The sequence below is a fragment of the Acidovorax sp. FHTAMBA genome, from assembly GCF_038958875.1.
In the GTDB taxonomy this organism is placed as follows: Bacteria; Pseudomonadota; Gammaproteobacteria; order Burkholderiales; family Burkholderiaceae_C; genus Acidovorax.
In genome coordinates this window covers 4,342,501-4,369,038 of sequence record NZ_CP152407.1, presented here as the reverse complement: position 1 = coordinate 4,369,038, position 26,538 = coordinate 4,342,501, and the positions used below count along the sequence as shown (strand labels likewise).

At 61.1% G+C, this 26,538-nt stretch carries 28 protein-coding genes; 24 read left to right on the top strand and 4 right to left on the bottom strand.

The annotated features are described in order from the left end of the window. The first annotated feature begins 245 nt into the window (after positions 1-245). The 4 genes from AAFF19_RS20380 to AAFF19_RS20365 all read left to right on the top strand — a co-directional run bounded on the left by AAFF19_RS20380 (position 246) and on the right by AAFF19_RS20365 (position 4,174). The gene (locus AAFF19_RS20380) at positions 246-1,721 is read left to right on the top strand and encodes a flagellin (protein ID WP_008904395.1); all 1,476 of its coding nucleotides are present in this window, start codon (positions 246-248) and stop codon (positions 1,719-1,721) included. Between the two features lie 197 nt (positions 1,722-1,918). Beyond that, positions 1,919-3,355 carry a flagellar filament capping protein FliD gene (fliD, locus tag AAFF19_RS20375; protein ID WP_182120203.1) on the top strand — a complete coding sequence of 479 codons (1,437 nt, stop codon included), beginning with the start codon at positions 1,919-1,921 and terminating at the stop codon, positions 3,353-3,355. 61 nt (positions 3,356-3,416) lie between these two features. After that, entirely contained in the window at positions 3,417-3,872 is a 456-nt protein-coding gene (fliS, locus tag AAFF19_RS20370) for a flagellar export chaperone FliS (RefSeq protein ID WP_008904393.1), read from the top strand. A 2-nt stretch (positions 3,873-3,874) separates the two neighbouring features. Then, positions 3,875-4,174 (top strand): flagellar protein FliT, encoded by a 300-nt coding sequence (locus AAFF19_RS20365; RefSeq protein ID WP_008904392.1) that lies wholly within the window; start codon positions 3,875-3,877, stop codon positions 4,172-4,174. Positions 4,175-4,366: 192 nt separating this feature from the next. Here the strand turns inward: AAFF19_RS20365 and fliE are convergent, their stop codons facing one another. Then, entirely contained in the window at positions 4,367-4,678 is a 312-nt protein-coding gene (fliE, locus tag AAFF19_RS20360; protein ID WP_008904391.1) for a flagellar hook-basal body complex protein FliE, read from the bottom strand. A gap of 172 nt (positions 4,679-4,850) precedes the next feature. On the opposite strand from fliE, the gene fliF reads away from it, so the two are divergent. The 13 genes from fliF (at position 4,851) to fliR (ending at position 15,925) form a co-directional block, all read left to right on the top strand. Beyond that, positions 4,851-6,542, top strand: coding sequence for a flagellar basal-body MS-ring/collar protein FliF (gene fliF / locus AAFF19_RS20355; protein ID WP_342720893.1), 1,692 nt, complete (start codon positions 4,851-4,853; stop codon positions 6,540-6,542). A 24-nt stretch (positions 6,543-6,566) separates the two neighbouring features. Then, the gene (gene fliG, locus AAFF19_RS20350; protein ID WP_008904389.1) at positions 6,567-7,562 is read left to right on the top strand and encodes a flagellar motor switch protein FliG; all 996 of its coding nucleotides are present in this window, start codon (positions 6,567-6,569) and stop codon (positions 7,560-7,562) included. Next, positions 7,546-8,268: a flagellar assembly protein FliH gene (locus AAFF19_RS20345; RefSeq protein ID WP_182120205.1), complete on the top strand. Its 723-nt coding sequence runs from the start codon at positions 7,546-7,548 to the stop codon at positions 8,266-8,268. Before fliG ends, AAFF19_RS20345 begins: the two co-directional genes overlap by 17 nt. Next, the gene (fliI, locus tag AAFF19_RS20340) at positions 8,258-9,652 is read left to right on the top strand and encodes a flagellar protein export ATPase FliI (protein ID WP_008904387.1); all 1,395 of its coding nucleotides are present in this window, start codon (positions 8,258-8,260) and stop codon (positions 9,650-9,652) included. The genes AAFF19_RS20345 and fliI overlap by 11 nt, the downstream gene beginning before the upstream one ends. A gap of 17 nt (positions 9,653-9,669) precedes the next feature. Next, positions 9,670-10,134 (top strand): flagellar export protein FliJ, encoded by a 465-nt coding sequence (gene fliJ / locus AAFF19_RS20335; RefSeq protein ID WP_182120206.1) that lies wholly within the window; start codon positions 9,670-9,672, stop codon positions 10,132-10,134. Between the two features lie 119 nt (positions 10,135-10,253). After that, positions 10,254-11,444 carry a flagellar hook-length control protein FliK gene (locus AAFF19_RS20330; RefSeq protein WP_342720892.1) on the top strand — a complete coding sequence of 397 codons (1,191 nt, stop codon included), beginning with the start codon at positions 10,254-10,256 and terminating at the stop codon, positions 11,442-11,444. 199 nt (positions 11,445-11,643) lie between these two features. Next, positions 11,644-12,213, top strand: a complete 570-nt coding sequence (locus AAFF19_RS20325) for a flagellar basal body-associated FliL family protein (protein ID WP_342720891.1) — start codon at positions 11,644-11,646, stop codon at positions 12,211-12,213. Between the two features lie 18 nt (positions 12,214-12,231). Further along, positions 12,232-13,236 (top strand): flagellar motor switch protein FliM, encoded by a 1,005-nt coding sequence (fliM, locus tag AAFF19_RS20320; protein WP_008904382.1) that lies wholly within the window; start codon positions 12,232-12,234, stop codon positions 13,234-13,236. After that, positions 13,226-13,663, top strand: coding sequence for a flagellar motor switch protein FliN (gene fliN, locus AAFF19_RS20315; RefSeq protein ID WP_008904381.1), 438 nt, complete (start codon positions 13,226-13,228; stop codon positions 13,661-13,663). The genes fliM and fliN overlap by 11 nt, the downstream gene beginning before the upstream one ends. A 7-nt stretch (positions 13,664-13,670) precedes the next feature. After that, positions 13,671-14,033: a flagellar biosynthetic protein FliO gene (locus AAFF19_RS20310; protein ID WP_182120208.1), complete on the top strand. Its 363-nt coding sequence runs from the start codon at positions 13,671-13,673 to the stop codon at positions 14,031-14,033. Next, on the top strand, positions 14,026-14,796 hold the full coding sequence (fliP, locus tag AAFF19_RS20305; protein WP_008904379.1) for a flagellar type III secretion system pore protein FliP: 771 nt from the start codon (positions 14,026-14,028) through the stop codon (positions 14,794-14,796). Before AAFF19_RS20310 ends, fliP begins: the two co-directional genes overlap by 8 nt. Positions 14,797-14,807: 11 nt before the next feature. Further along, complete coding sequence (gene fliQ, locus AAFF19_RS20300) at positions 14,808-15,077, top strand: flagellar biosynthesis protein FliQ (RefSeq protein WP_008904378.1); 270 nt, start codon at positions 14,808-14,810, stop codon at positions 15,075-15,077. 77 nt (positions 15,078-15,154) lie between these two features. Then, entirely contained in the window at positions 15,155-15,925 is a 771-nt protein-coding gene (gene fliR / locus AAFF19_RS20295) for a flagellar biosynthetic protein FliR (RefSeq protein ID WP_008904377.1), read from the top strand. 25 nt (positions 15,926-15,950) lie between these two features. Here fliR and AAFF19_RS20290 read toward each other — a convergent pair whose 3' ends face one another. Both AAFF19_RS20290 and AAFF19_RS20285 read right to left on the bottom strand, forming a co-directional pair. After that, positions 15,951-16,580, bottom strand: a complete 630-nt coding sequence (locus tag AAFF19_RS20290; protein WP_008904376.1) for a response regulator transcription factor — start codon at positions 16,578-16,580, stop codon at positions 15,951-15,953. Further along, positions 16,577-17,689 (bottom strand): ATP-binding protein, encoded by a 1,113-nt coding sequence (locus AAFF19_RS20285; protein ID WP_008904375.1) that lies wholly within the window; start codon positions 17,687-17,689, stop codon positions 16,577-16,579. Before AAFF19_RS20285 ends, AAFF19_RS20290 begins: the two co-directional genes overlap by 4 nt. A 170-nt stretch (positions 17,690-17,859) precedes the next feature. Between AAFF19_RS20285 and AAFF19_RS20280 the strand changes: the two genes are divergently transcribed. From AAFF19_RS20280 to AAFF19_RS20250, 7 genes are all read left to right on the top strand, one after another. Then, positions 17,860-18,306: a hypothetical protein gene (locus tag AAFF19_RS20280; protein WP_008904374.1), complete on the top strand. Its 447-nt coding sequence runs from the start codon at positions 17,860-17,862 to the stop codon at positions 18,304-18,306. A 49-nt stretch (positions 18,307-18,355) separates the two neighbouring features. Then, complete coding sequence (locus AAFF19_RS20275) at positions 18,356-18,718, top strand: response regulator (protein WP_008904373.1); 363 nt, start codon at positions 18,356-18,358, stop codon at positions 18,716-18,718. Between the two features lie 39 nt (positions 18,719-18,757). Continuing rightward, the gene (locus AAFF19_RS20270) at positions 18,758-20,926 is read left to right on the top strand and encodes a chemotaxis protein CheW (RefSeq protein WP_182120209.1); all 2,169 of its coding nucleotides are present in this window, start codon (positions 18,758-18,760) and stop codon (positions 20,924-20,926) included. A 53-nt stretch (positions 20,927-20,979) separates the two neighbouring features. After that, on the top strand, positions 20,980-21,468 hold the full coding sequence (locus tag AAFF19_RS20265) for a chemotaxis protein CheW (protein ID WP_008904371.1): 489 nt from the start codon (positions 20,980-20,982) through the stop codon (positions 21,466-21,468). A 99-nt stretch (positions 21,469-21,567) separates the two neighbouring features. Continuing rightward, positions 21,568-22,464 (top strand): CheR family methyltransferase, encoded by an 897-nt coding sequence (locus AAFF19_RS20260; protein WP_008904370.1) that lies wholly within the window; start codon positions 21,568-21,570, stop codon positions 22,462-22,464. Positions 22,465-22,493: 29 nt separating this feature from the next. Continuing rightward, a complete protein-coding gene (cheD, locus tag AAFF19_RS20255) occupies positions 22,494-23,243 on the top strand; it encodes a chemoreceptor glutamine deamidase CheD (RefSeq protein ID WP_342720890.1) in 750 nt (249 codons plus the stop codon). A gap of 19 nt (positions 23,244-23,262) precedes the next feature. Further along, a complete protein-coding gene (locus AAFF19_RS20250; protein WP_342720889.1) occupies positions 23,263-24,360 on the top strand; it encodes a chemotaxis response regulator protein-glutamate methylesterase in 1,098 nt (365 codons plus the stop codon). A gap of 83 nt (positions 24,361-24,443) precedes the next feature. Here the strand turns inward: AAFF19_RS20250 and AAFF19_RS20245 are convergent, their stop codons facing one another. Continuing rightward, positions 24,444-26,342, bottom strand: coding sequence for an ATP-binding cassette domain-containing protein (locus AAFF19_RS20245; protein ID WP_342720888.1), 1,899 nt, complete (start codon positions 26,340-26,342; stop codon positions 24,444-24,446). Positions 26,343-26,538: the final 196 nt, after the last annotated feature.

Sequence of the window (26,538 nt, the reverse complement as noted above, 5' to 3'; positions counted from 1 at the left end):
ATGGTTGGATTGTGGAGACGCCGATTTCTGGTGTAGGGGAGATAAGCGGCAAAAAAGTCGCGCAACTTGTGCGTTTGCCCCTCAAGTTTTCCGGATGTGGTCCGAAAACAATTGCAACGGTCCCTCAGTGGCCCGCCGTTCACCAGGTTGCTTGAAGGCACCGGCGAACCCAGGAGGCCAGCGTGGTGCTGGCGCCCCGGCTGGCGGCAACGCCATATTCAGTCAGTTCTTTCAGGAGATTTGCAATGGCTTCCACCATCAATACCAACGTCGCATCGCTTACCGCCCAGCGCAACCTCGGCACCAGCCAGTCTTCGCTCAATACATCCATCCAGCGCCTGTCTTCGGGGCTGCGCATCAACAGCGCCAAGGACGACGCGGCAGGCCTGGCCATCTCTGAACGTTTCACGGGCCAGATCCGTGGCATGAACCAAGCTGTGCGCAATGCCAACGATGGAATTTCGCTGGCCCAGACGGCAGAAGGTGCAATGAAGGCGTCCGGCGACATCTTGCAGCGCGTGCGTGAGCTGGCGGTGCAATCGGCCAACGCCTCCAACAGCGCCAGCGACCGCCAAGCCCTGCAGCAGGAAGTCTCGCAACTCGTATCCGAACTGGACCGCATTTCGCAGACCACCGAATTCAACGGCTCCAAGCTGCTGGACGGCAGCTTCGGCACCCAGCAGTTCCAGGTCGGCGCCAATGCCAACCAGACCATCACGGCTGCTACTGCGAACATGCGCACCACCACGTACGGTAACAACCAGAATACGTCAGTCAACGGTGCGGGCGGTGCCGCCTCGGGCGCGGCGTGGGGTGCCAACAGCACGACGTCGGGCACGGTGGCTATCAACGGCTCCCTCGGCAGCAAGACGGTGAACATCGCGGACAACGCTACGGCCAAGACCATCGCCGGCAACATTAATGCCGTCCAGGCAGACACCGGGGTGAGCGCCACCGCGCGCACGACTGCGCAAGTGAGCTTCGGCGCTGCTGGCTCTTATACCCTGGCACTGCGCTCGGACAACAGTGCTGACCTGAACGTGTCGTTCACGCTTTCGGCGTCCAATACTTCCGAGGGGCTTACTGCTGCGGTCTCGGCGATCAACGAGCAGTCGTCGAAGACCGGCGTGACGGCTACGGTGAATGCCGCAGGAACCGCGATCGAGCTGACGAACGCGACCGGCAATGACATCCGTGTGGCAGATACCGCAGTCCAAAACGCTGGCGCTGTGACGGTCACCAAGCTTCAGGCCGACGGCACCGCTGTAGCGGGTGATGTCGTCCTGGCAGCCGACACCGTCGCCAATAACTCGCTCACCAGCGGTTATGTGGTACTGGATTCGGCAAAGTCCTTCTCGACGGACGTGACCACTTCCAACGCGTTCACGGATGCGGGCTCGTCGCTGCAGAAGGTCTCCGACCTGGACGTCACCACCTTCAAGAAAGCTACAGAGGCGCTCAAGACCGTGGATTCGGCGCTTTCGTATGTGAGCAGCGAGCGCGCCAAGCTTGGCGCCCTACAGTCGCGCTTCGAAACGTCGATTGCCAATTTGCAAGTGACCTCTGAAAACCTTGCTGCTTCGCGCAGCCGCATCTTGGATGCTGATTTCGCTGCAGAAACCGCCAACCTTTCGCGCTCGCAGATCCTGCAACAGGCCGGTACGGCAATGGTGGCCCAGGCCAACCAGCTGCCCCAAGGTGTGTTGGCCCTGCTGCGTTAAGCGGCGGGCATGGCAGCCAGGGCGTTGCAGCGCCCTGGCGAACCTCAGGCGGCGGCAGATTTCTGTCGCCGCCATTTGGCTTTTTGGAAGGCGGGCGCCAGGACCGCTGGATAAGACAGGTTTTCCTGGCGTGTTACGGATGTTCGTTGACGCCATTCGGCGCCATAATTTCCGTTGAACCAGTTCAGGAGGTTTGTATGGCAACCATTTCATCCCCAGGCGTAGGCACAAACGGGCTTGATGTCAAAAGCATCATCACCCAGCTGGTCGCTCTGGAAAAAAAGCCCCTGGACACACTGAAACTCCAGGCTGCCACGGTTAGCACCAAAATTTCTGCCTTTGGTCAGATCAAGTCGCTGGTCTCCGCCTTCTCAGACGCTGCTGGAAAACTGGCCAGCCTGACGGGCTGGAACGGCGTTTCAACTACGTCTTCAGACTCTAAGTTTGTATCGGCCACCGCTATTGGGGGCACGTTGCCCACCACTTTCAGTGTGGAGGTGCAGGGCTTGGCCAAGGCCCAGGCAACAGCCTCTGCGGCGCTGCTACCGGTAGGTGGTGCACTGGGCGCAGGCACACTGCGCCTTGAGCTGGGCAAGTGGAGTGTGGCACCCGCTTCGTTCACCCCCAGCAGCGGCCAGCCCGTGGACATTGCCATCACCGCCACTGACAAGCTGTCGGATGTGGCCAGCAAAATCAACGGCGCCAATGCCGGGGTGACTGCTTCGATCTTGTCGGATGCCTCCGGAGAGCGCCTGTTGCTGCGCAGCAAATCCACCGGCGAGGAGTTTGGCTTTCGTCTCAGTGTCATGGAAGGCGGTGATACAGATATCACCAGTCCTGGTAACACAGATGCTTCAGGTTTGTCGCGTTTGGTAGCTGGTAGCACCATGACCCAGGTGGCGGCCAACGCCAAGGCAACCGTCAATGGCATTGCCGTCACGTCTGCCACCAACACGTTTGCCTCCACGATTTCGGGCGTTACCTTCAAGGCCGAGCAGGTTACGACTGCGGCTGTGGATATCACTGTCAGCAAAGACGATTCGGCTATCAAGGCCAATATCGATGCGTTTGTGAAGGCTTACAACGACATCAACCAACTGTTGCAAGAGGCCACGAAGTTCGACCCCAAAACGAACTCTGCCGGTCTGTTTCAAGGTGACTCCACGACTGTGGCCCTTCAGAACTCTCTGCGCAACGCGATCCAGTCGGTTACCTCCTCCGGGGGGCCATTTCAGCGCTTGGTGGATCTTGGGATCACCCAGCAGCGGGGCGGCGATCTGGCAGTCGACAGTGCAAAGCTGAACAAGGCGCTCACCGAAAACCCAGAAGATGTGAAGAACTTCTTTCGCAGTACCGGCGGAGGTGCCGCAGACGGGGTCGCAGTCAAGATCAAGGCGCTTGCCACCAACCTTCTGTCGAATGATGGATTCTTCAAGTCCAAGGACGATTCCTTGCAGCTGAGTCTGAAACGCAACAGCCAGGACCAGATGCGGGTCAACGAGAAGGTGGATGCCTTTGAAAAGCGGATCACCAGACGGTACAACGCTCTGGATACGCAGTTGAGTAGCTTGAACGGACTGAATGCCTATATTTCGCAGCAGGTGTCTGCGTGGAACAAATCGACGGGTGGATAAGGGCTTCAGTTTTTCTGGCGCCAGCCGATAACTTAAGTAATACCTCGGAAGGATTGTCAGCATGTTCAGCGCCTACAGCCCCCGTGCAGCCAACGCTTACCAGCGCATCAATGTTGAAACCAGCATGCACACGATTGACCAGCACCAGCTGGTGAATCTGTTGTATGAGGGTGTGCTCAATTCCATCGCCACAGCCCGCGGCGCCATGGCACGTGGCGACGTGTTGGGCAAGGTCAACGCCATTTCCAAGGCCATTCGAATCCTGGAAGAGGGTTTAAGCACTTCGCTGGACAAGGTGGATGGCGGCGAGCTGGCCCAAAACCTGGGCGCCCTGTACGACTACTGCATGCGTCGCCTGATTCTGGCCAACGCCCGCAACGATGACGCCATGATGCAGGAAGTCATGCGATTGATTGAGCCCGTGGCACAGGGCTGGAATGAAATCAAGAAAAACGGCGCTGCGGCATCTGCCGCTGTGCCAGCCACCACTGGCCAGCCTGTGCTGGTGGAGGCATAACCATGTCCCACATGTTGATTGACTACTACAAAGCCATTGAAGACAGCAGCTCGAAAATGCTGGAGGCTGCACGCCTGAAAGACTGGGATGGTGTGGTGCGCTACGAAGGCGCCTGCGCGGTGCTGATCGAGCAGTTGCGTTTCAAGTCGCAAGAGCACGAGTTGCTGCCCGAGCACAAACGCGAGAAGACCCGCATCATGCAGCGCATTCTGCGCAACGATGCCCAGATCCGTTGCCTGGCCGAGCCCTGGCTGGCGCAGTTTGAGCACATGTTCGATGGCCAGCCGCAGATGGTGCACTGAGGGCGGGACCAGGCACGCAAAAAAAGCCGACCCATGGGGTCGGTTTTTTTATGATCAAAAATGCCTCTAGCGCTTATCCATAAAGCGCGAGTAGCTACAAAATCAGGAGTAAAAGCGCCCTGGCGTCGACTGGAGTGACAGGCCGTAGAAGGGGCAGATGGGGCGGCGCCGCTCAGGCTGGTGGCATTACCCCTACACCTGCATGTTCATGATGTCGGTATAGGCCTGCACCATGCGGTTGCGCACGTGCAGCGTGGCCTGAAACCCGATCTGGGCCTTCTGGATGGCCACCATGGTTTCTTCCAGGCTCACAGAAGGGTTTTCCATCTGTACTTCGTTTTGCAGGTTGGTGGAGCGGTTCTGCGCGGCGCTCACGGACTGCAGCGCGCCTTTGAGCGCGCCCGAGAATCCCACTTCATTGGCGTCGTTTTGCGGCGCTGCAGCACGGCGCGCCAGGCCGGCACCCGTGAGCGGGGTGGTAGAGCTTGAGATGCGAAGGTCCATGGCGGTGTCCGTGGGAATGGCGGTATGCTGCGTATCCTAGCCATCGCGCCGCGGTTCATCCCCCTGAATTGATGGCCAAACGCGCGGCTTATCCAGCGAACATTTCGGGGGCGTGACCGAATAATCGACCCCACGCTGTGGTCCTTGCCGGGCCACCCTACTGGAAAGCAAGATGTCTGCAGTTGCCGAAATTCCTCTCACTCCCCCTGCCAGCCCGAACTGGCTGCAGCGGCTGTCTGCCCTCGACAGGGCGCAGCGCATGCGGCTGGGTGTGGGCGTGGCGCTGCTGGTGGCGGTGGCCATTGCGGCCATTGTGCTGGGGCGCCAGCCGGACTACCGGGTGCTGTTCGCCAATCTGAACGACAAGGATGGCGGTGCCATCGTGGCCCAGCTGTCGCAGATGAACGTGCCCTACAAGCATGCCGACGGCGGTGGCGCCATATTGATTCCTGCAGACCGGGTGCATGACGTGCGCCTGCGCCTGGCCACCCAGGGCCTGCCCAAGGGTTCGGTGGCAGGGTTTGAGCTGATGGAAGCCAGCAAATTCGGGATGACGCAGTTCCAGGAGCGGCTTAATTTCCAGCGCGGGCTGGAGGGGGAGCTCACCCGCTCGATCCAGGCGCTGTCGTCGGTGCAGGGGGCGCGTGTGCATCTGGCGCTGCCCAACCAGAACGGTTTTTTCCGCGAACAGCAAAAGCCTTCGGCATCCGTGCTGGTGAGCCTGCACCCCGGCCGTATTCTTGATCGCTCGCAACTTGCGGGCATTGTGCATCTGGTGGCCTCCAGCGTGCCAGAGCTCGCGCCTTCTGCCGTGAGCGTGCTGGATGACACGGGCAAGCTGCTGTCCCAGTCGCCCGATACCGCGGCTGGAGCCGGTGTAGACGCGCAACAACTCTTGTATGTGCAGCAGATCGAGCAGCAGTACACCCGCCGGATTCTGGACATTCTGGAGCCTGTGGTCGGCCGCAACAACGTCAAGGCCCAGGTGACCGCCGAGGTGGACTTTACCCAGACCGAGTCCACGTCCGAGCAGCACCGCCCCAACCTGGCGGCCGACGCCAGCGCCATCCGCAGCCAGCAGGTGGTGGAAAGCATGGGCGCCCAAGGTAGCGCCCTGCCCACCGGGGTGCCGGGTGCCACCACCAACCAGCCTCCCGCTGCGGCGGCAGCACCGGTCAATGGCGCCAACCCTGCGCCCACGGCAGCCGGACAGCAGGCCCAGGGCGCGCTGGCCGCGGGCGGCAAGCGCGAGTCCATCACCAACTACGAGGTGGACAAGACGGTACGCGTGACGCGGGGTGGGAGCGGAAGCCTCAAGCGGGTCAGCGCTGCGGTGGTGGTGAACTACCAGTCTGCCGAAGACAAGGGCAAGACCGTGTCCAAGGCACTCACGCCGGAGCAGCTGGAGCAGATGACCGCGCTGGTGCGCGAAACCATCGGCTTCAACCGTGAGCGCGGTGACTCTGTCAATCTGATGAACACCCCCTTCCAGGTGGACGTGGCGCCCAACACGGAGGTGCCGCTGTGGAAGCAGCCTGAAATGATCGAGCTGGCGAAGACCTTTGCATGGCCTGTGGGGGCGGTGCTCTTCGCCGCGCTGGTGCTGATCTTCATGGTGCGGCCTGCCCTGAAGGGTGGCGCTGCGCCCAAGCCCCGCGCCATCCCGGTGGCGGGCGGCCAGCTGGACGCCCTGGAGTCGGAAACCCCCGAGCGCCCTGCGCTGCCAGCGCCCTCCAAGAAGGACGAAGTGTTGCCCGCCACGCCAGAGCAACTGCGCCTGGAAGAAGCGCGCGTGCTGGCCAAGGAGAACCCCGTGGCTGTGGCCAACATCCTGAAAACCTGGCTGAACGGCGACCCCGTCTGATCACCGACACCCCGGACGACAACCATGGACGACCAAGGACTCAACGACGCAGCCATCATGCTGATGTCCCTCGGCGAGGAAGAGGCAGCCGAAGTCTTCAAGCATTTTTCGCCCAAAGAGGTGCAAAAGCTGGGCGAGACCATTGCGCGCATGCGCTCGGTGTCGCGCGACAAGGTGGACCAGGTCATCAACAAGTTCTCCAATGCCGCCGCAGCGCAGAGCCTGCTGGTGTCGGACACCGGCAACTACGTGCGGGCAGTGCTGCGGCGTGCGCTGGGCGATGACAAGGCCGGGCTGCTGATTGATCGCATCCTGCAGGGCGGGGATGTATCGGGTATCGAGAGTCTCAAGTGGATGGACCCGTTGTCGGTGGCAGAGCTCTTGCGCAACGAACACCCGCAGATCGTGGCTGCCATCCTGGTGCATCTGGACGCAGACCAGGCCTCAGGCATCCTGATGCACCTGACCGACCGCCAGCGCAGCGAAATCCTGCTGCGCGTGGCCACGCTGGAGGGCATCCAGCCCACGGCGCTCAAGGACCTGAACGAGGTGCTGTTCAAGGTGCTGGCGGGCGGAGACAAGATCCGCAAGAGCTCGCTGGGCGGTGTCAAGGCTGCGGCGGAAATCATCAATTTGCTGGGCGGCAACATGGATACGGTGGTGCTGGAGTCCATCCGTGGCTACGACCCCGATCTGGCACAAAAGATCATGGACAAGATGTTCGTGTTTGAGGATGTCCTCAAGCTCGACGACAAGGCCATCCAGACGGTGCTCAAGGAGGTTGCGTCCGAGACGCTCATCGTGGCGCTCAAGGGCGCGGTGCCGGAACTGCGCGAGAAGTTCCTGTCCAACATGTCTTCGCGCGCGGCAGAGGCCCTGCGCGAGGATCTGGAATCGCGCGGGCCGATGCGTCTGTCCGAGGTGGAGGCGCAGCAGAAGGAAATCCTGAAGACGGTACGGCGCCTGTCCGACGAGGGGCAGATCGTGATTGGATCTGGCGGTGATGATGCCTTCGTCTAGCCAGCGTTCGTATTCGCGCTTCATTCCCAGTGAGGAAGTGGGTGACTTCACACAGTGGAAGTTTGGCGCGGTAGACGGCTCCGATCTGATCGAACCCGAGCCGGAGCCCGAGGTCGAGATTCCGGTTGAGGTGGACGAGGCCGCGCAGCAGGCGTTGGTTCAGCAGGCGTGTGACGATGCCTATGCCGAGGGTTTTGCCCAAGGCCAGGCCCAGACGGCCCTTGAGTGGCAGCAGCGCCTGGACGCGTACATCGCCCAGCAAGGGCGTGAGATGGCACAGCGCCTGCAAGGTGTGGTGCAGACGCTGGATGCAAGCCTGATAGACATGCAGCAGGACATGGCCCAGCAGCTGCTGGAGCTGGCCTGCGATATAGCGCGCCAGGTGGTGCGGCAGGAGCTGTCCGTCAACCCCAACGCGTTGCAACCCGTGGTACGGGAAGCGGTGGGCATGCTCGTGACAGAAGGGCGCCCGGCGCTGGTGCGTCTTCACCCCGACGACATGGAGGCGATGGCCCAGCCTCTGCGGGAAGAAATGGACTCCCCCGGGGTGCAATGGATGGCCGATGCGTCCGTGCCGCCGGGCGGGTGCCTGGTGGAGTCTGCCGGTACCGTGGTGGATGGCAGTCTGGACAAGCGTTGGCAGCGCGCCATCGCAGCCCTTGGACTGCAGTCTCCGTGGGACGAGGAGGGTGGCGATGAGCATTGACGCCCCTTCTGCCTGGACACGCCTGATGGACGATGCGCGTGCGCGTGTGGCTGAGGGCACGCCCCTGGAGACGCGAGGCACGCTGACGCGGCTCACCGGTCTGGTGCTGGAGGCTGTGGGCATTCGCGTCCCGGTGGGATCGCAGTGCATGGTGCAGATGCCGGGCCATGCACCGGTGCTGGCGGAAGTGGTCGGGTTCTCCGCAGACCGCGCGTTTCTGATGCCGGCAGGGGACATCCATGGTCTGTCCAGCGGTGCCAGCGTGGTGCCCGCAGCGCCTTACATTCCGGTTCCGCGCCTTGGCGAGCCGCCTCGGCCCCTTCAGCGAGCTGGAGTACTGCGTCTGCCCATGGGCGAAGGCCTGCTCGGGCGGGTGGTGGATGCGCAGGGGTTTCCGCTGGACCATGGCGGGCCGGTGCAGGACGTGGTGTCGGAGCCCATGGGGCGCAGCCAGATCAATGCCATGGACCGTGATCCTGTGCGCGAACCACTGGACACCGGGGTACGTGCCATCAATGCCTTGCTCACGGTGGGGCGGGGCCAGCGGCTGGGCCTGTTCGCCGGTTCGGGTGTGGGCAAGAGCGTCTTGCTGGGCATGATGGCGCGCTACACACGGGCCGATGTGATCGTGGTGGGGCTCATCGGAGAGCGGGGGCGTGAGGTCAAGGAGTTTGTGGAAGACATCCTGGGTGAAGATGGCCGCGCACGCTCGGTGGTGGTGGCGGCACCCGCTGATGCGCCGCCGCTTCTGCGCATGCAGGGGGCTGCCTATGCCACCGCCGTGGCCGAGCATTTTCGGGACAAGGGCAAGCATGTGCTGTTGCTCATGGATTCACTGACCCGCTACGCCATGGCACAACGGGAAATCGCGCTGGCCATTGGTGAGCCGCCCGCCACCAAGGGTTACCCGCCATCGTGCTTTGCCAAGCTCCCCCAGTTGGTGGAACGCAGTGGCAACGGGCTTCACGGTGTGGGCTCGATCACTGCTTTTTACACCGTGTTGTCGGAAGGCGACGATCAGCAGGACCCTATCGCCGATGCCGCGCGCGCCATTCTGGATGGGCACATCGTTCTGTCCCGCGCTCTGGCCGAAACAGGGCACTTTCCGGCCATCGATATCGAACAGTCGGCATCCCGCGTGATGCACAACGTGGTTGCGCGCGAGCACTTTGACCTGGCGCGGCGGTTCCGGGCGGTGTATTCGCGCTACCAGAAGAGCCGGGACCTGGTGCAGGTGGGCGCGTACATGAGCGGCTCGGACCCTGCCCTGGATGAAGCGATCCGGCTGCAGCCCCAGATGGCTGCGTATTTGCAGCAGGACATGTTTGAGGCCGCGTCCCTTGATGACAGCGTGGCGCACATGGCAGCTGTGCTTGACCACTGAGTGATGGGTAACGTGTCATGTCCAGCCTGAACTCTCTTGCCGTTGCCGTGGAGGCCGCGTCGCGCAAACGTGACGATGCACGCAAGGTGTTGCAGGACGTCTTGGCAGCGCAACAGGCAGCGCGGGCCCAGCTGGACCAACTGCAAGACTATGCGGACGAGATTCAGGCGCGGTGGGGCGCAAAGGCCGATACCACCATGAAGCCTGAGGTGATGTACCACCACTACCAGTTCATGGATCGTCTCGGTCATGCGGCAGGTGTTCAAACCACGGTGGTTGGCGACCATGCCGGCCGCGTGGACAGGGCCAGGCGAACCTTGCTGGAAGCCGAGCTGCGCCTGGCCAGTCTGCGCAAGGTGATGGACAAGCGCAAGGCAGATCTGGACTTGGTCCAGATGCGAAGAGATCAGAAACAAACGGACGAGCGGGCTGCCTTGCAGTACCGCAGTGCAATGGATGGCTCAGCAGGCCGGGAGTATTGATGATGGAATCCCCGAAAATTTCTTCGCCCCAGGGCACTCCGCCAAGCCATTCCGTGCGGTCCCGTGCCGCGTCGCAGGCACCTGAGGCCGCCGATGCTGGTGCGGGTGGATTTCTCGCATTGTTGGCTGCGCTGGGCGACATGACCGAGGGTCAGGATGGCGGCGCTCCGTTTGACCAGGCCGGTAGTGCCGGCGACCCGAATTTGTTGGCCCCGACCGATGCAGCGAAAGAGGCCTTGGAGGTTTCGGAGCTGGCCGCATGGCAGGGCCTTTTGGCGCCCGCGGTGGCAGCTGCACCGCAACCAGTTGACGTGGCTGGTGCTGGTGCGCAGGGCGCCTTGGGTATCCAGATGGGCGGAGAACTTGCCACCGCCATGCTGAACGGCGCGAATGTTTTGCCCGGCGGGCTCGTGGCTGAAACGGCGATGCTGGATACCTCCGCTGACCTGAGGCCGGGGGCGCTGCAAAGCGGGGGCACGGCCTTTGGCCGGACATTTTCCCGCTTGCACAATGCGTTGACCCAGAAGGCAGATGTCGTCGAATCGTCTTCTGCGCGTTCCCAGAGCAGCGTTGCGAGCCTGGCGTCGGCGAGCCCTCAGGCTGGATCGGCCGCGGCCTTTCAGGCGCTGGGCGCTCCGGCTGCAGCTGGTTCAACGGCCATGGGCACCCCGAGCCGTGTGGCAGGAGAAGTACCCGGGTTGGAAGCGGGTGGCGCTATCGCTACGGGGACAGAGCAACTGCTGTCATCTGGGGGGGATGCCCGCCAGGCTGGCGGGGCTTTTGGCGGCAGCAGCTCGGGGGAGGGCCGCTTTGCCACGGTAGCTGCGCTGGATAGCGGCAGTGCCGCAGCTCCGGTGGAACCGGGCGCACTGGATGGGGCCACGATGTATGCCGAGTCCGCCCCTGCGGGAGCCGAAGAGCAGATTGCCGAGCAGGTGGCGTACTGGGTGAATCAGAAGACACAGAACGCGGAACTATCGATCAACCGGGACGGGCAGCCGGTGGAGGTTCTGGTTTCCCTGTCCGGCAACGAGGCGCATGTGACGTTCCGCAGTGATCAACTGCAGACCCGTGAGCTGCTGGACCGCAGCATGGAGCAGTTGCGCGAATTGCTCCAGAATGAAGGACTCGTCCTTTCGGGCATGTCGGTCAGCACATCGGGAGGCCAGCACCCAAGCCCGAAAGACACCGAGCGCCAGGGACAGCGCGAGGGCTCCCGACAGGCGCAGGTGGCCGTCTCGGCTCCTGCCGGTTCGGCCTCCGTGCCACGTGGACATGCATCAGACCGCGCAATTGACGTTTTCGTGTGAGCCTGCGCGGCACTGCAGTCGCAAGCGCGGCACTTTTTTGCAAGTGCGCCCATACTCCGACGAGCTTGCTGAATGCCATGGTTTTGGGCTTTTATTCTGGCTATTATTGATTTCGACTTCGCCCAATAATGGGTTCTCCGGTGTTGCCAGTCCTTGAACTGTGCGGACACCGCCCGCTCCATTCCCAAGGATCCGCAACGTGTCAGCCAATACCCCCGCAGCGGCCCCGGCCAAGAGCAAGAAGATGCTCATCATCGTCGTCGGCATTGTGCTGGCAGTGCTGGTGATCGGCGGCGGCGCAGCGGCGTGGCTCATTTCCAGCCGCGCTCAGGCGGACGACGAGGATGGGGCCCCGGCACGCAAAGAGGCGGTGAAGGTGGTTCCTACCTTCCTGCCGATGGAAAACATGGTGGTGAATCTGGCGGACCCTGGCGGTGACCGGTTTGCACAGGTAGGAATCACCCTGGAGCTGGAAGATGCAAAGACGGCCGATCAGGTCAAGCCGTATCTGCCGGCGATACGCAGCGGCATACTGATGCTGATTTCCCAGCGCACTTCCACCGAACTTCTGCAGAGGGAGGGGAAGGAGAAACTGGCGACCGACATCCTCAGGGAGGTGTCCCGCCCCTTGGGTTACGCAGTCCCTGCGCAGCGCGCACCCGCCGCTGCCGATGATGCGGACGATGACGCGCAAGATCGCCCGTCGCATCGGCGCGCAGAGCGCAACCCGGTGCGCCGTGTGCTTTTTTCAAGCTTCATCATTCAGTGACCCGGGCAAGGATCCATCATGAGTGATTCATTTCTTTCCCAGGAAGAAGTCGATGCCCTCCTGGAGGGTGTGACGGGCGAGAGCCAGAAATCTGTCGAGGAAGTGGCGGAGGCGGGTTCGGTACGCAACTATGACATTTCCAGCCAGGAACGCATCGTCCGTGGGCGCATGCCGACCATGGAAATCGTCAACGAGCGGTTTGCGCGCAATTTCCGGATCGGGCTTTTCAACTTTATCCGACGCAGCCCCGAAATTTCGGTGGGGACTGTGTCTGTGCAGCGCTATAGCGCCTTTCTGCGCGAGCTGGCGGTGCCTACGAACTTCAACATTGTGGCCATTCGCCCGCTGCGCGGCAGCGGACTGATCGTGTGCGAACCCTCGTTGGTGTTCGGCATCATCGACACCCTGTATGGCGGAGTCGGAAAATTCCAGACGCGAATTGAAGGGCGGGATTTCTCGCCCACGGAGCAAAGGGTCATCAACCGCATGGTGGATGTCATCTGCGCCGAATACAAAAAAGCGTGGCAAGGGATCTACCCGCTGGAACTCGAGTACCAGCGCTCGGAGATGCAACCCCAGTTTGCCAACATCGCCACACCCAGCGAGATTGTGGTTTCCACCGCGTTTCAACTCGAAATCGGCGATCTGTCGGGTGCTATCCACATCTGCATGCCGTATGCGACGCTGGAACCCATTCGTGATGTGCTGTATTCGTCCACCCAGGGCGATTCCATTGAGGTGGACCGGCGCTGGGTCCGCGTGCTCACCCGTGAGATCCAGGCTGCTGAAGTGACTCTGGTGGCCGAGCTTGCGCGCGCTGATGCTACCGTGGAGCAATTGCTGGCCATGAAGCCCGGCGACTTCATCGAACTTGACCGCGAGCCCCGGATTCGCGCCTCGATCGGAGGGGTCCCCATTTTTGAATGCCAGTACGGAACGCACAATTCCAAGTACGCCATTCGTATCGAAGAATGCCTGCGCAATGCCGACATGAGCTGGCTGGGAGAAAAAGATGTCAACTGAAGAAGATAACAAGGATGCCGGCGCGGATGACCCGTTTGCAGGTTGGGCTGAGGCTCTGGAGGAGCAAAAACGCACCGACGAGAAGCCTGGCGATGCGGAGCAGGGCGGGCCGCTGTCCGGCGAGCCCGTACGACCTTTCTCTGGCGGGAGTGACGGAACGGTCAACGACATCAATATGGTGCTGGACATTCCCGTCCAGTTGTCCGTGGAGCTGGGACGCACCAAGGTGCCGATCAAATACATCCTTCAACTGGCCCAGGGCTCTGTGGTCGAGCTGGACGCGCTTGCGGGGGAGCCCATGGACGTTCTGGTGAACGGATATCTCATTGCCCAAGGTGAGGTGGTGGTGGTGAACGACAAATTTGGTATTCGCCTCACCGATGTGGTCACGCCCTCGGAGCGCCTGCGGCGGGTCAGCCGTGGATAGTGGCAGCATGACCCAGACCTTGGTCGTCGTGGTCCTGTTTGTGGGGGCCATGGCTCTGCTGCCATGGCTCGTTCGCCGCTTGCAGCAGCGTCAGGCAGCAGGTGGTGCGGGAGTGGGGGGAGCGTCCAAGGTTTTGTCTGCGGTGGCGGTGGGCCCGCACCAGCGCGTGGTGACGGTGGAGGTGGGGCCTGAGCACGCGCGCACATGGCTGGTATTGGGCGTTACGGCACAGCAGGTCAGTTGTCTGCATGTGCTGCCTGCAAGTCCTTCAGGTGCTTCGCTTGCAGTGCCCAAATTGGATACTGCACCTTCTTTTGCGCAGGAGATCGCCTCTGCTGTGGGGGCCCCAGGAAGCCGTGCCAATGGGTGAATGGATGCTCATCCGTCGTTGGGCGTTGCTGGGGGTGCTGGCTGCTGTTGGCTTCACCGCGCATGGGCCCGCTATCGCGCAGGCCTCGGGGGGGACCCTGCCACTGGTGGTGGGGAGCGGGCCTTCGGGCAACAGCTATTCGGTGCCTATCCAGACGCTGCTGTTTTTCACGGCGCTTTCTTTCCTCCCGGCAGTGCTGCTCATGATGACGGGCTTTACCCGCATCGTGATTGTTTTGTCCTTGTTGCGCCAGGCGCTGGGCACCCAGTCAGCGCCCCCCAATCAGGTCATCATCGGGCTGTCGCTGTTTCTCACTTTTTTTGTGATGGGCCCGACCCTGGACCGTGTGTACCAGGATGCGTATGTGCCTTACACCAACAACGCCATCAGTTTTGAAGAGGCGCTGGACAAGGCCGAGGCGCCGATGCGCAGCTTCATGCTCAAGCAGACCCGCCAATCGGACTTTGCACTCTTCTCCAGACTGGCCCGGCTGGATGCCAGTGTGACTGCGGAAACCGCACCCCTGAGGGTTCTGGTGCCTGCATTTGTCACGAGCGAGCTGAAGTCTGCATTTCAGATCGGCTTCATGATTTTCATTCCGTTTCTGGTGATCGACATGGTGGTGTCGAGCATTCTCATGTCGCTGGGCATGATGATGTTGTCTCCTGTGCTGGTGGCACTTCCGTTCAAACTCATGCTTTTTGTGCTGGCAGACGGCTGGAATTTGTTGATCGGCTCGCTGGCGGCCAGTTTTGTACCCTGAAGGAGCTGTCAATGACTGCACAAATGGTGCTGACCATCGGGCGCGATGCGCTCACATTGCTTCTAATGATCGCCATGCCCGTGCTGGGGGTTGTCATGGCGGTGGGGTTGCTGGTGAGCATATTTCAAGCCGTCACCCAGATCCATGAAGCGACGCTTGCCTTTGTCCCCAAGCTGATTGCTGCCATGGTCGTGTTTGCCATTGCAGGGCCATGGATGCTCAGTACCCTGGTGGACTTCATCCGCAGGACCATCGAATCCATCCCTTCGATGATCGGCTAGCACCGTGACTGGGGAGCAACGGGTTTTTACAGCCGGATGGTCCCTCGGCTTGGATTCCGCGCACCTGTGAGGATGACGTGATCACGTTTTCTGAGGCCCAGCTCATGGCTTGGCTGTCTCCCATCCTTTGGCCGTTTTTGCGCGTGCTCGCCGTGTTCTCGGTCGCTCCGATCTTCTCCATGCGGACCATCCCGATGCGCCTCAAGATCGGCTTGGCATTCCTGGTGGCGCTTTGCGCGCAAGGGGTTCTGGGTGACCAGCCTGTGATCAGTGTCAATGGGCGCGAGGCGTTCGGGGCGGTGGCCCAGCAGGTCGCAGTGGGGCTTGCGATCGGCTTTTCTGTCCGGCTTGTGTTCGCGGCGGTGGAGCTGGCGGGGGAAATCATCGGTTTGCAGATGGGCCTGAACTTCGCGTCCTTTTTCGACCCATCCTCCAATGCCCAGATCAGTGCGGTCGCACGATTTTTCGGGCACATGGCCATGCTGCTGTTCATCGTGATCAATGGCCACCTGTTGATTCTGATGGCCGTGGTAAAGAGCTTTGATCGTTTTCCGGTCGACGGTAACTTTTTACAATCCCTTGGGCAAATGCGTCTGCACGAGCTGGGCTCGTCACTGTTCTCCAGTGCATTGTGGATTGCCTTGCCGATGATTGCCTTGCTGCTGTTTGTCAATTTGACCCTTGGCATCATTTCGCGCGTAGCGCCACAAATGAACATCTATGCCGTGGGCTTCCCGGTGACGCTGACGGTGGGAATGCTTGGCATTGCGGCCACACTGCCTTTGCTTGAACAGCCGGTGCTGGCGCTGATGCAGCAGGCCGTTGACCTGTTTGCCGCCCAGCGTTGAGCCGGGACTGGATCAGGGTGCGCAGTCAGACCAATTGGTTGCGAATGGCGTAAACGGTGAGTTCTGCGTTGTTGGAGAGCTTGAGCTTTTCCAGAACGCGCGCGCGGTACACGCTGACCGTCTTGGGGCTGAGCATCAACTCCTCCGCGATATCCGACAACCTGCGTCCGGACGCAATTTTCACCAGTGTCTGAAGCTCCCGCTCGGACAGGGCGGTGTGTGGAGCCTCCAGCGCAGGTTGCGCGAGGCTGTCGGCCAGCATTTGTGCCACCTCCGCCGTGAGGTACTTGCGCCCTTGCATGACCGTGCGCACGGCGGAGATCAGCTCGACGGGATCGCCCGCCTTGTTGGCATACCCTTGGGCACCAGCCTTCAGGCACCGCAAGGCGTATTGGTCTTCCGGGTACATCGATACTACGAGCACCTTGATGGCCGAGTGGGTTTCGCGCAGGCTGGTCAGCACCTCCAGGCCGCTTCGGCCCGGCATGTTCAGGTCCAGGAGGAGGACGTCGCACGGCGCAGAGCGCAGCACTTCGCGCAGCTCGGAATAGCCCCCGGCCTCGCCGGTCACCTGGATATCAGGCGCGTCGGCCAGCGTGTCGCGTATCCCGCGCCGCAACACGGCATGGTCATCGCACAGGACCACATGTATCAATGTGCATCTCCAGAGACGGGTTGGGTGGGTGCTGATGTTAGCGGTATGGAAAGGATGACGGAGGTGCCTTGGCCGGGCCGGCTGCTGATATCGAGCCAGCCTCCGACGGTACGGGCGCGCTCTTGCAGGCCCTTCAGCCCGAAGGCCTTGGGCTTATTGAGCATTGCGGGATCAATACCCTTGCCGTCATCGGTAATTTCCAGTGTCAGCACGCCCTCCCTGTCCGAGAGATCAATGCGCACCGCGCTCGATTCTGCGTGCTTGGAAATGTTGGTCAGGGCCTCTTGCGCCGTTCGGTACGCGACGAGCTGGACAGCGGCGGTGGCTTCAATGGTTTCGCTGCTACTGATAACGCGTGCAGCGACCCCCGAGCGGCGCTCGAATCCTGCAGCAAGCCACTGCACTGCTGCCACCAGCCCTTGCTCCAGGATCGGGGGGCGCAGGTTCATCATGATGCGCTGGCTGGCGCCAATGGCGTGTTGCAACATCTCGGCCGCCGAAGCGGCGTGTTCCCGCATTTCCGGGTCGGTGCTGTGACGGCCGATCCAGGCTACATCGAACCTCACGGCAGTCAACGCGCCTCCAATGTCGTCATGGATCTCGCGGGCGATGGATGCACGTTCCTGCTCAATCGATGTTTGCAGGTGTTCCGTCAGTTCCGCCAGGCAGCGCTGGGAAGCCTCCAGCTCGGCCGAGGCTTGCTCCCGCGCCTGGCGTGCCTCATGCACCTCCAGCGCGCGCGCGACTACGTGCGGCAGGCGCTGAAGGTTGTCTTTGAGCAGATAGTCGGCAATACCCAAGCGAATCGCATCAACGGCTGCGGCTTCGCCGATCGCGCCCGAAAGCAGGATAAAGGGTGGGTGTTGCGGCTTTTGCGCTACATACGCCCAAGCGTCCAGCGCGGTGAAGCCTGGCAGCCGGTAGTCTGCCAGGATGACATCAAAAATATGAGCGTCGATGAGATGCTGGAACTCGGCGAGCGTGTCTACACGCCGTAAATCACACCGCAGGTCGGCCCTGCGGAGAACCAGTGTGGTCAGCTCGTGGTCTGCCGGTGAATCTTCAAGATGCAGAACTCTCAGATGCCGGTCTGGTGCTATGGTGACCATAGGAGCGCTATCATAGGATACAAATTGGAACAAACAAGGGTGTTTGTCCGATTGGGAGGGTTTCGGCGTCGGCGTCCAATGGATGGTGACACCACGGTGCACACGGGCCTGGGGATCTTGGGCGGGTCAATTTTGCGTGCTTTGCTGCTGCGTGCTGCGATGGAGAAACGATGCAATCTACGCTAACAACATCTGGAGGACCTGCTGTCCAGGTTCCTGTCATGGTGGCGGCAGAACTGCAGGATTCATTGCTGGTTGTCATGCATGATCTGCATCGCCTCGAGGGTTTGCTCAACCACGCTACAGACAATCTGCTGGAGCGTTTTGGCGAAGCCAATGCCGTGCTGACTGATACCGTTGTCGCCGATTCTCCCGAGTTGATTGCCGCCCGTGCGGCTCTGCGCAGTGCGGTGACCGAACTGCAGTTCCAGGACATGGCGTCGCAGTTGATATGGCACACCACCAAGGTATTGCAGGGGTGCGCGTTCCGGCTGGCCTCCGAGGCCATGGGTAATGAAGATGGCGAAGAGGCCGCGCCATTTGCAGAAATGGCCCCCGACCGGCCCAATCCCGTCACTCAAAGCGAGATGGATGCAGGCTCTATCGACCTGTTTTGAACATCAAGTAACTGGTTAACCTCTCTATTCAAGTCAGTTGGAGCCTTACATGCAATCGATCCTTGCCGTAGATGATTCACCGTCCATGCGAAAAATGGTGTCATTCACTCTCACGGGTGCCGGATACCACGTGGTGGAGGCGGTGGACGGGCAGGACGCCCTGGAAAAGGCCGAGAGCCATGAGATCCATCTTGTGCTGGCGGACCAGAACATGCCGCGTCTCGATGGTATCGGCCTCACCCGCAAGCTGAGAGAAAACCCCAAATTCAAGACCATTCCCATCCTGATCCTCACAACCGAGTCCAGTGATCAGATGAAGCAGGCGGGTCGAACTGCAGGGGCGACGGGCTGGCTGGTCAAGCCTTTCGATCCCAACCGGCTTATTGAAGTCATCCAGAAAGTGATCCGCTGAGTCGGGTTGTTCGGGACCACCAATACACAGGAGCCCACGATGGCGGAAACCTACCAAGAAGGATCAGGTGCAGGCGCTGACTTCGACCTGAGCCAGTTCTATCAGATCTTTTTCGAGGAAGCGGGCGAAAATCTGGACCAGATGGAGCAAATGCTTCTGGATCTTGATTTGAGCAGTGCCAACGACGAGGAGCTCAACGGAATTTTCCGGTGCGCGCACTCGATCAAGGGCGGATCAGCGACTTTCGGATTCGCGGATGTTGCGGAACTCACGCACCAGATGGAGTCGCTGCTGGACCGCCTGCGCCGCCACGAGCTGCAACCTATCCCTCAGATGGTCGACGTGCTGCTGGAGTCCGCAGACGCTTCCCGCAGCTTGCTGGCGCGCCATCAGGCGGGCGGTCAGGGCGAGGCTGTCTCCACTGCCTCGCTGGTTCGTCGTATCAGTGAACTTGCCGCGGGGCGTGTACCTGGTGAAGATCAGGCTGCGGCGTCAACGCCGCCCCCGGCTCCGGCTCCGGCTCCCGCGCCATCTGCACCAGTCCCTCAGGCAGCAGTGGCACCGGCAATTCAGCCATCCCCTTCAACACCCAAACCGGTGGCGGGACAGCCCCGTACGCTGGAGATCCAGATTGGTCCTTTGGAGCGGCCTGCGCAGGCGGATGCCATCAAGGAACTGTTTCGCGATATCCCTGGCCTTGGCACCATCCGGGACATGGAGTGTGCGCAACCGGACACCCGGCTGTTTGGGGTCGAAACAACATCTACTGACGATGACCTGCTGGATCTGTTTGCATTCCACGTATCCAAGGAGCAAGTGCGCATCCGCGACACGGCAAACGCTGTAAGCGCTTCGGTGGATCCGGAAGAGGGTATCGCCACCGCCGTGGTGCCTGAAGGAGAAGCTTACGGCTTCTTCAGCGAGGCGCCGGGTGCGCCACGTGCAGGCGGGCCGCAAGGCGCAGGCAACGCCCCGGCCCAGGCGGTGAAAACCGCCAGTGCACCCAAGGCCGGTGAGCCCAAGGTCGCGATGCAGGCGCAGATGGAATCCACGACGATTCGTGTGGACGTCAAGAAAGTGGATCAGCTCATCAACCTGGTGGGTGAACTGGTCATCACCCAGGCCATGCTGGCGCAGAACAGCAGAGGCCTGGACGCGGGCGCCTACCAGCAGCTGCTGGCCGGGCTTGCCGACCTCGATCGCAATACCCGCGACCTCCAGGAATCGGTCATGTCGATCCGCATGATCCCCATGTCCATCGTTTTCAGCCGCTTCCCTCGGATGCTGCGGGATCTGGCCAACAAGTTGGGCAAAAAGGTGGAACTCGTGACGTTGGGTGAAGCAACCGAACTCGACAAGGGCCTGGTTGAAAAAATCACCGACCCGCTTACCCATCTCGTGCGCAACAGCTGCGACCACGGAATTGAAATGCCTGCGGACCGACTGGCCAAGGGTAAATCCGAGCATGGAACCATCACACTGTCTGCCTCCCACCAGGGCGGCTCCATCGTGATCGAGGTGCGCGACGACGGCCGGGGGTTGTCGCGCGAGAAAATTCTCAGCAAGGCGCAGGAGCGCGGCATCGAAGTGTCCGAGCAGATGACCGATGCGGAAGTCTGGCAGCTGATCTTTGCGCCGGGCTTCTCCACGGCGGACGAAGTGACCGATGTTTCCGGACGCGGCGTCGGCATGGACGTCGTCAAGCGCAACATCGCTGCCCTGAACGGCACCGTGGAGATAGATTCGGCGGAAGGTTACGGAATGAAAGTGTCCGTCAGGCTGCCGCTGACACTGGCCATCATGGACGGCATGTCAGTAGGCGTCAGTGACGAGGTCTACATTCTTCCGCTGTCTTCGGTGGTGGAGTCGTTCCAGGTCAATGCCGACGATGTCAGCACGGTGGCGCAGGGCTCGCAGCTCGTCAAAGTCCGCGACGAGTACATGCCGGTGATTGCGCTGGAGAAGATTTTTCAGGTGCCGCGCTTCGATCCCAACAAGTCCAGCAACATCATGGTGGTGGTGGAGGCCGACGGTAGCCGCGTTGCGCTGCTGGTCGATGAGTTGCTGGGCCAGCACCAGGTGGTGGTCAAGAACCTGGAGTCGAATTACCGCAAGGTTCCCAACGTATCAGGCGCCACCATACTGGGTGATGGGACCGTGGCGCTGATTCTCGATACGGGCGGGCTGGTGCGTCGTGCGCGCCATTGAGTTTAGGCGCCTGCGGCTCCATAGCGCAGCGCTGTCATGAAAGGAGATGCACCATGAGTGTGATGGCCAACACCGCAGCAGCGGTACCCACGGGCACCCGTGAATATCTGACATTCCGTCTCGATCAGGAAGAGTACGGGATCGACATACTGAAAGTGCAGGAGATCCGGGGGTACGAGCCTCCTACACGGATTGCGAACGCCCCTCCTTTCATCAAAGGGGTGGTCAATCTGCGTGGAACGATCGTGCCCATTGTGGATATGCGCCTCAAATTCAACTGTGCGCAGGCTGACTACAACAGCTTTACGGTGGTCATCATCCTGAACCTTCGCAATCGTGTGGTCGGCATCGTGGTGGACTCCGTCAGTGACGTAATGGAGCTCACGCCGGAAAGCATTCGTTCCGCCCCCGACATTGAAAGCGCCATTGATAACAGCTGCATTTTGGGGCTGGGTTCGGTGGGCGAGCGCATGCTGATCCTGCTCGACATCGAGAAACTCATGTCCGGTCTCGACATGGGATTGGTGGCGTCGAACGAATAGGGCCTGTTTGACGACCGTGGTGGATTCACGGCCTGCAGATATGCAGGTGTGGCTTGAAGATCTCTAGGAGCGAACAGGATATCCCGTCGTACGATCAATATGGCCCAACCCCCGAGTGCATCAACTACTGTCAGGAATTCCGCTTCGCGTGCGGATGCGGATGGCCCCACGCCCCCCGGGCCACTGGCGCAGGGGCGCGAGTTCGTCTGGACCAATGCGGATTTCGCCCGCGTTCAGGCGCTGATCTATCAGCGCGCGGGCATCAGCCTGCACGATGGCAAGCATGCGATGGTGTACAGCCGCCTGTCCCGTCGGCTGCGAGACACCGGGCACAACAGTTTTCATGACTACCTGGGGTGGCTGGAGACACATGACGGCCCGGAGTGGCAGGAGTTTGTCAACGCACTGACCACCAACCTCACGGCCTTTTTCCGGGAGCAGCACCACTTCGAGATCTTTGCGTCGCATCTTCGAACGAAGCCATCGGCCAGCTGGCGGGTGTGGTGCAACGCTGCGTCGACGGGGGAAGAGCCCTATTCCATTGTCATGACAGCGTTCGAGGCCCTCGGCCCCAATACGTCTTTCAAGCTGACGGCCAGTGATATTGATTCCCGGGTGTTGGCGACGGCGGCACAGGGGGTGTATCGCCTGGACAGTCTCAAGGGTCTGAGTCCGGAACGCCTCCAGAAGTTTTTTCTGCGTGGGAAAGCCGGTAACCTGGGCATGGTGCGGGTCAAACCCGAGCTGCGCCGGGTGATTGATTTCATGAGTGTGAATCTCATCCGTGACGACTGGCCGTTCAAGGAGCCTTTCGACGTTGTGTTCTGCCGCAACGTGATGATCTACTTTGACGCACCCACACAGCGGCGCGTGCTGGAAAGGATTCATCGAGTCCTCAAGCCAGGCGGCATGCTGTTTGTGGGTCATGCCGAAAACTTTAGCGAATCCAGAGACTTGTTTACCTTGCGCGGCAAAACGGTCTACGAGCGCCGCTGAGTTGCCATGTCGCATAGCACCTAGCATCCATGACGCAAACTCCTCCAGGCTCCTTCCCGCCCAAAGACAATGCCTCGCCAGGCACGCCCGAGCGCCGCCGAGCGCCGCGCATCGCCCCCTTGAGTGCAGACATCTATGCTGTCGGCCCCGGACCCGCGCGCGATTCTTCCTTGCAGGAGCTCAAGGCCGGGAGCAGAAAGCCTGGAGAAGCTGCGTTCTTCTATCTGGACCACCACTTCCAGCACAACGCGGTCAAGGTGCTTCCTGGCGAGTACTTTGTTGCCAACGAGAACATGATCATCATGACCGTGCTGGGGTCGTGCATTGCGGCCTGCCTGTGGGACAGCCGTGCGCGAATAGGTGGCATGAACCATTTCATGCTTCCCGATGGCGATATGGCGGATGCATCGGGGCGCTATGGCTCGTACGCCATGGAGTTGTTGATCAATGAAATGCTCAAGCTGGGGGCTCGGCGCGAGACGATGCAGGCCAAGATTTTTGGTGGAGCGCAGGTCATGCACAACTTCACCACGATGAACGTGGGCGAGCGCAATACCAACTTTGTACTGAACTACCTGCACACGGAGCGCATCCCTATCGTTTCCGAGGACGTGCTGGACATCTATCCGCGCAAGGTGGTGTTCTTCCCGGTAACCGGCAAGGCCATGGTCAAGCGGCTTGCCCACGCGCACCCCGAAGCCCTGGTGGCCCAGGAGGTGCGGGGCAATGCGGTGACCGTGGCAAAAACCACCTCGGGCGGCTCTGTGGATCTGTTTTGAGGAAAGCGTGGGTTAAAAAATGAGCAGGAAAATCCGGGTGATCGTGGTGGACGATTCGGCATTGGTCCGAAGTCTGCTGTCCGAGATCATCAACCGGCAGCGGGACATGGAGTGCATCGGCACGGCCAATGATCCGCTGGTGGCGCGCGAAATGATTCGCGAGCTCAATCCCGACGTCATCACCCTCGATGTGGAGATGCCGCGCATGGACGGGATCGACTTTCTGGGGCGGCTGATGCGGCTGCGTCCTATGCCTGTGGTGATGATTTCCACCCTGACGGAGCGCGGCGCTGAAGTGACCATGAAGGCGCTGGAACTGGGTGCGGTGGATTTCGTGGCCAAGCCTCGGGTGGGTCTGGCCAGCGGTCTGAACGAGCTTGCGACGCAGATTGTGGAGAAGATACGGGTGGCCGCTGTGGCCCAGGTGCGCCGTGCGCCTTCACGCGAGGCCACCGCTGGCGCGAGTGCCGCGGGCGTGGCGGTGGCCCCGCCTGCCTCAGCCCTCCTGGGGCGCTTGTCTACCGAAAAATTGATCTGTATCGGGGCTTCGACGGGTGGCACTGAGGCAATCAAGGAAGTGCTCGTGCACATGCCCGCGGATTCGCCGGCCATTGTCATCACCCAGCACATGCCCCCAGGTTTCACCACCAGCTTTGCCGCGCGGTTGAACGGGCTGTGCCAGATCACGGTCAAGGAAGCGGCCAATGGCGAGCGGATTCTGCCGGGCCACGCCTACATTGCACCGGGAGGCACCCAGTTTCGGGTCGCACGCAGTGGGGCGAACTATGTGGCGGTGGTCGACGATAGTCCAGCTGTGAATCGCCACAAACCTTCGGTGGAAGTGCTCTTCAAGTCCGCTGCTGCTGTGGTGGGGCGCAATGCCTTCGGCATCATGCTCACCGGGATGGGCAACGATGGCGCGGCTGCGATGCGGGAGATGAAAGATGCGGGCAGCTACAACTACGTGCAGGACGAAGCATCCTGCATTGTCTTTGGCATGCCGCGCGAGGCCATTGCCCATGGCGCCGCGGATGAAGTACTGCCTCTGGGTCAGATTGCGCCCGCTTTGATAGCGCGCCTGCGCGGTGCGACAGACCGCCTGCACCACCGCATCTGACGCACGGCGGTTCAGCATGCCAAGCCAGCGGGTACTCCATGACGAAGGCAGGCTGCAGGGAGTTCACCGCGTGGCCCGGTCGGTCAGGCGGAGAGGGCTGTCCAGCGCTCCAGGGCCGTCATGAGCTCGTCTTCGATCGCTCCCGCCCGTGCTGTCATGGCGGCGGCGCGGGCAGGGTCGGTGCTGTAGAGGCTCCCATCAGCCAGCGCGTCCTGCAGCGCCTGTTGCTCGGTCTCCAATGCGGCGATCTGCACGGGCAATTGCTCCAGCTCGCGCTGCTCCTTGTAGCTAAGCTTCTTTTTTGATAGCTGCTCGCGCTTGCTAGATAAGCCCTGAGGGGCTTTTTTGTTGCCATTATCCGACTCCGCTTTCTTGGGAGTGCCTGCGGATGCGCCGAGGGTGCGGCTGCGTTTCGACTGCAGCAACCAGTCCTGTACGCCACCCTCGTACTCGCGCCACAGCCCATCACCTTCGAACGCAATGGTGCTGGTAACCACGTTGTCGAGGAACGTGCGGTCATGGCTTACCAGGAAGACGGTGCCTTCATAGTTTTCCAGCAGTTCTTCCAGGAGATCCAGCGTATCAATGTCCAGATCGTTGGTGGGTTCATCCAGCACCAGCACATTGGCCGGGCGTGCGAAAAGGCGTGCCAGCAGCAGCCGGTTGCGCTCCCCGCCAGACAGCGAACGCACGGGAGAGTGCGCACGAGCCGGCGAAAAGAGGAAATCGCTGAGGTAGCTTTTGACATGCTTGCGCTGGTTGCCGATTTCAATCCATTCGCTGCCTGGACTGATGAAGTCCTCCAGCGTTGCATCCAGATTGACGGCGTGGCGCATCTGGTCGAAATATGCAACCTGCAGGTTCGCTCCCTGGCGGATGGTGCCCTCGTCAGACGCCAGTTCACCAAGAATCATCTTGAGCAGCGTCGTCTTGCCCGCCCCGTTGGGGCCGATCAGGCCCACCTTGTCCCCGCGCAGGATGGTTCCGGTGAAGTTACGGACAATGGTCTTGTCTCCGAACGTTTTGCCAACGCCTGTCAGCTCGGCCACGATCTTGCCCTGATAGCCATTGGAGCCGCCGGTTGCTACATCCATGCGAACGCTGCCGACCACCTCTCGCCGCGCTTCGCGCCGCGCCCGCAAATGCTCAAGGCGGGTGATGCGGCTTTGACTGCGGGTGCGTCGCGCTTCGACGCCGCGCCGGATCCAGACTTCTTCTTGCGCGAGAAGCTTATCGGCCTTGGCCGATATGACGGCTTCCTGTGCCAGCTGTTCTTCTTTCTGGATCTGGTATTGCGCAAAATTGCCCGGGTACGAGCGCAGTTGCCCCCGATCGAGTTCCACAATGCGCGTGGCCACCCGGTCGAGGAACGAGCGGTCATGGGTGATGGTGACCACACTGCCAGGGAAGTCGAGCAAGAGGTCCTCCAGCCATTCGATGGAATCCAGATCCAGATGGTTGGTGGGCTCATCCAGCAGCAGCACATCGGGGCGGGCCACCAGGGCCTGTGCCAAAGCTACGCGTTTCTTGGTCCCGCCCGAGAGCGTGCCTACCACCGCGTCCGGGTCGAGGTGCAGTCGCTGCAGCGTCTCCTCAACCCTTTGCTCCCAGTTCCATGCATCGTAGGCTTCAATCTCTGACTGCAGCGCATTCAGGTCGAGCCCTTCATCACCCGACAGGTACTGGTCACGGATCGCAATCACCCTTTGCAGTCCTTCCGAGGCCGCTTTGAATATGGTCGAGTCCGGGTCCAGAGAAGGCTCCTGGGCCACAAAAGCGATCCGCACCCCTTGTTGAACCTGCAGTGAACCATCGTCCGGCTTCGCAAGGCCGCCGAGAATCCTGAGTAGCGAGGATTTGCCTGCTCCGTTGCGGCCGATGAGACCCACACGTTCTGCAGATTCCAGAGAAAAGCCGGCGTGGTCCAGCAATGCAACATGCCCAAATGCGAGTTGGGCGTCCAGTAAGGTGATAAGTGCCATAGGGGCTGAATTATCAGTCGCCCCGGGGGGCAAGCTGCGACTACACTCGCTGTGAGAGTACGCAGCGTGCTGATGGGGTACTGCTGATGGGGTACATGTCAGGGCAGCGGCGTCCTTGATTTTTCTGCGAGGTCGTCCTTCTTGTCACCAAAACAGTGCTATAGTCGAGGGCTTCGCTACCGATGCGATGCTGCAG

What these genes read in the sequence shown, in the direction of transcription:
- fliD (WP_182120203.1), top strand. Translation starts at nt 1,919, where the DNA reads ATGGCAACCATTTCATCCCCAGGCGTAGGCACAAACGGGCTTGATGTC.
- AAFF19_RS20245 (WP_342720888.1), bottom strand. Translation starts at nt 26,342, where the DNA reads ATGGCACTTATCACCTTACTGGACGCCCAACTCGCATTTGGGCATGTT.
- fliQ (WP_008904378.1), top strand. Translation starts at nt 14,808, where the DNA reads ATGACTGCACAAATGGTGCTGACCATCGGGCGCGATGCGCTCACATTG.
- fliE (WP_008904391.1), bottom strand. Translation starts at nt 4,678, where the DNA reads ATGGACCTTCGCATCTCAAGCTCTACCACCCCGCTCACGGGTGCCGGC.
- AAFF19_RS20280 (WP_008904374.1), top strand. Translation starts at nt 17,860, where the DNA reads ATGCAATCTACGCTAACAACATCTGGAGGACCTGCTGTCCAGGTTCCT.
- fliF (WP_342720893.1), top strand. Translation starts at nt 4,851, where the DNA reads ATGTCTGCAGTTGCCGAAATTCCTCTCACTCCCCCTGCCAGCCCGAAC.
- AAFF19_RS20365 (WP_008904392.1), top strand. Translation starts at nt 3,875, where the DNA reads ATGTCCCACATGTTGATTGACTACTACAAAGCCATTGAAGACAGCAGC.
- fliP (WP_008904379.1), top strand. Translation starts at nt 14,026, where the DNA reads ATGGGTGAATGGATGCTCATCCGTCGTTGGGCGTTGCTGGGGGTGCTG.
- fliG (WP_008904389.1), top strand. Translation starts at nt 6,567, where the DNA reads ATGGACGACCAAGGACTCAACGACGCAGCCATCATGCTGATGTCCCTC.
- fliS (WP_008904393.1), top strand. Translation starts at nt 3,417, where the DNA reads ATGTTCAGCGCCTACAGCCCCCGTGCAGCCAACGCTTACCAGCGCATC.
- fliJ (WP_182120206.1), top strand. Translation starts at nt 9,670, where the DNA reads ATGTCCAGCCTGAACTCTCTTGCCGTTGCCGTGGAGGCCGCGTCGCGC.
- AAFF19_RS20345 (WP_182120205.1), top strand. Translation starts at nt 7,546, where the DNA reads ATGATGCCTTCGTCTAGCCAGCGTTCGTATTCGCGCTTCATTCCCAGT.
- fliI (WP_008904387.1), top strand. Translation starts at nt 8,258, where the DNA reads ATGAGCATTGACGCCCCTTCTGCCTGGACACGCCTGATGGACGATGCG.
- fliN (WP_008904381.1), top strand. Translation starts at nt 13,226, where the DNA reads ATGTCAACTGAAGAAGATAACAAGGATGCCGGCGCGGATGACCCGTTT.
- AAFF19_RS20285 (WP_008904375.1), bottom strand. Translation starts at nt 17,689, where the DNA reads ATGGTCACCATAGCACCAGACCGGCATCTGAGAGTTCTGCATCTTGAA.
- AAFF19_RS20380 (WP_008904395.1), top strand. Translation starts at nt 246, where the DNA reads ATGGCTTCCACCATCAATACCAACGTCGCATCGCTTACCGCCCAGCGC.
- fliM (WP_008904382.1), top strand. Translation starts at nt 12,232, where the DNA reads ATGAGTGATTCATTTCTTTCCCAGGAAGAAGTCGATGCCCTCCTGGAG.
- AAFF19_RS20275 (WP_008904373.1), top strand. Translation starts at nt 18,356, where the DNA reads ATGCAATCGATCCTTGCCGTAGATGATTCACCGTCCATGCGAAAAATG.
- cheD (WP_342720890.1), top strand. Translation starts at nt 22,494, where the DNA reads ATGACGCAAACTCCTCCAGGCTCCTTCCCGCCCAAAGACAATGCCTCG.
- AAFF19_RS20270 (WP_182120209.1), top strand. Translation starts at nt 18,758, where the DNA reads ATGGCGGAAACCTACCAAGAAGGATCAGGTGCAGGCGCTGACTTCGAC.
- AAFF19_RS20250 (WP_342720889.1), top strand. Translation starts at nt 23,263, where the DNA reads ATGAGCAGGAAAATCCGGGTGATCGTGGTGGACGATTCGGCATTGGTC.
- AAFF19_RS20310 (WP_182120208.1), top strand. Translation starts at nt 13,671, where the DNA reads ATGACCCAGACCTTGGTCGTCGTGGTCCTGTTTGTGGGGGCCATGGCT.
- AAFF19_RS20260 (WP_008904370.1), top strand. Translation starts at nt 21,568, where the DNA reads ATGGCCCAACCCCCGAGTGCATCAACTACTGTCAGGAATTCCGCTTCG.
- AAFF19_RS20265 (WP_008904371.1), top strand. Translation starts at nt 20,980, where the DNA reads ATGAGTGTGATGGCCAACACCGCAGCAGCGGTACCCACGGGCACCCGT.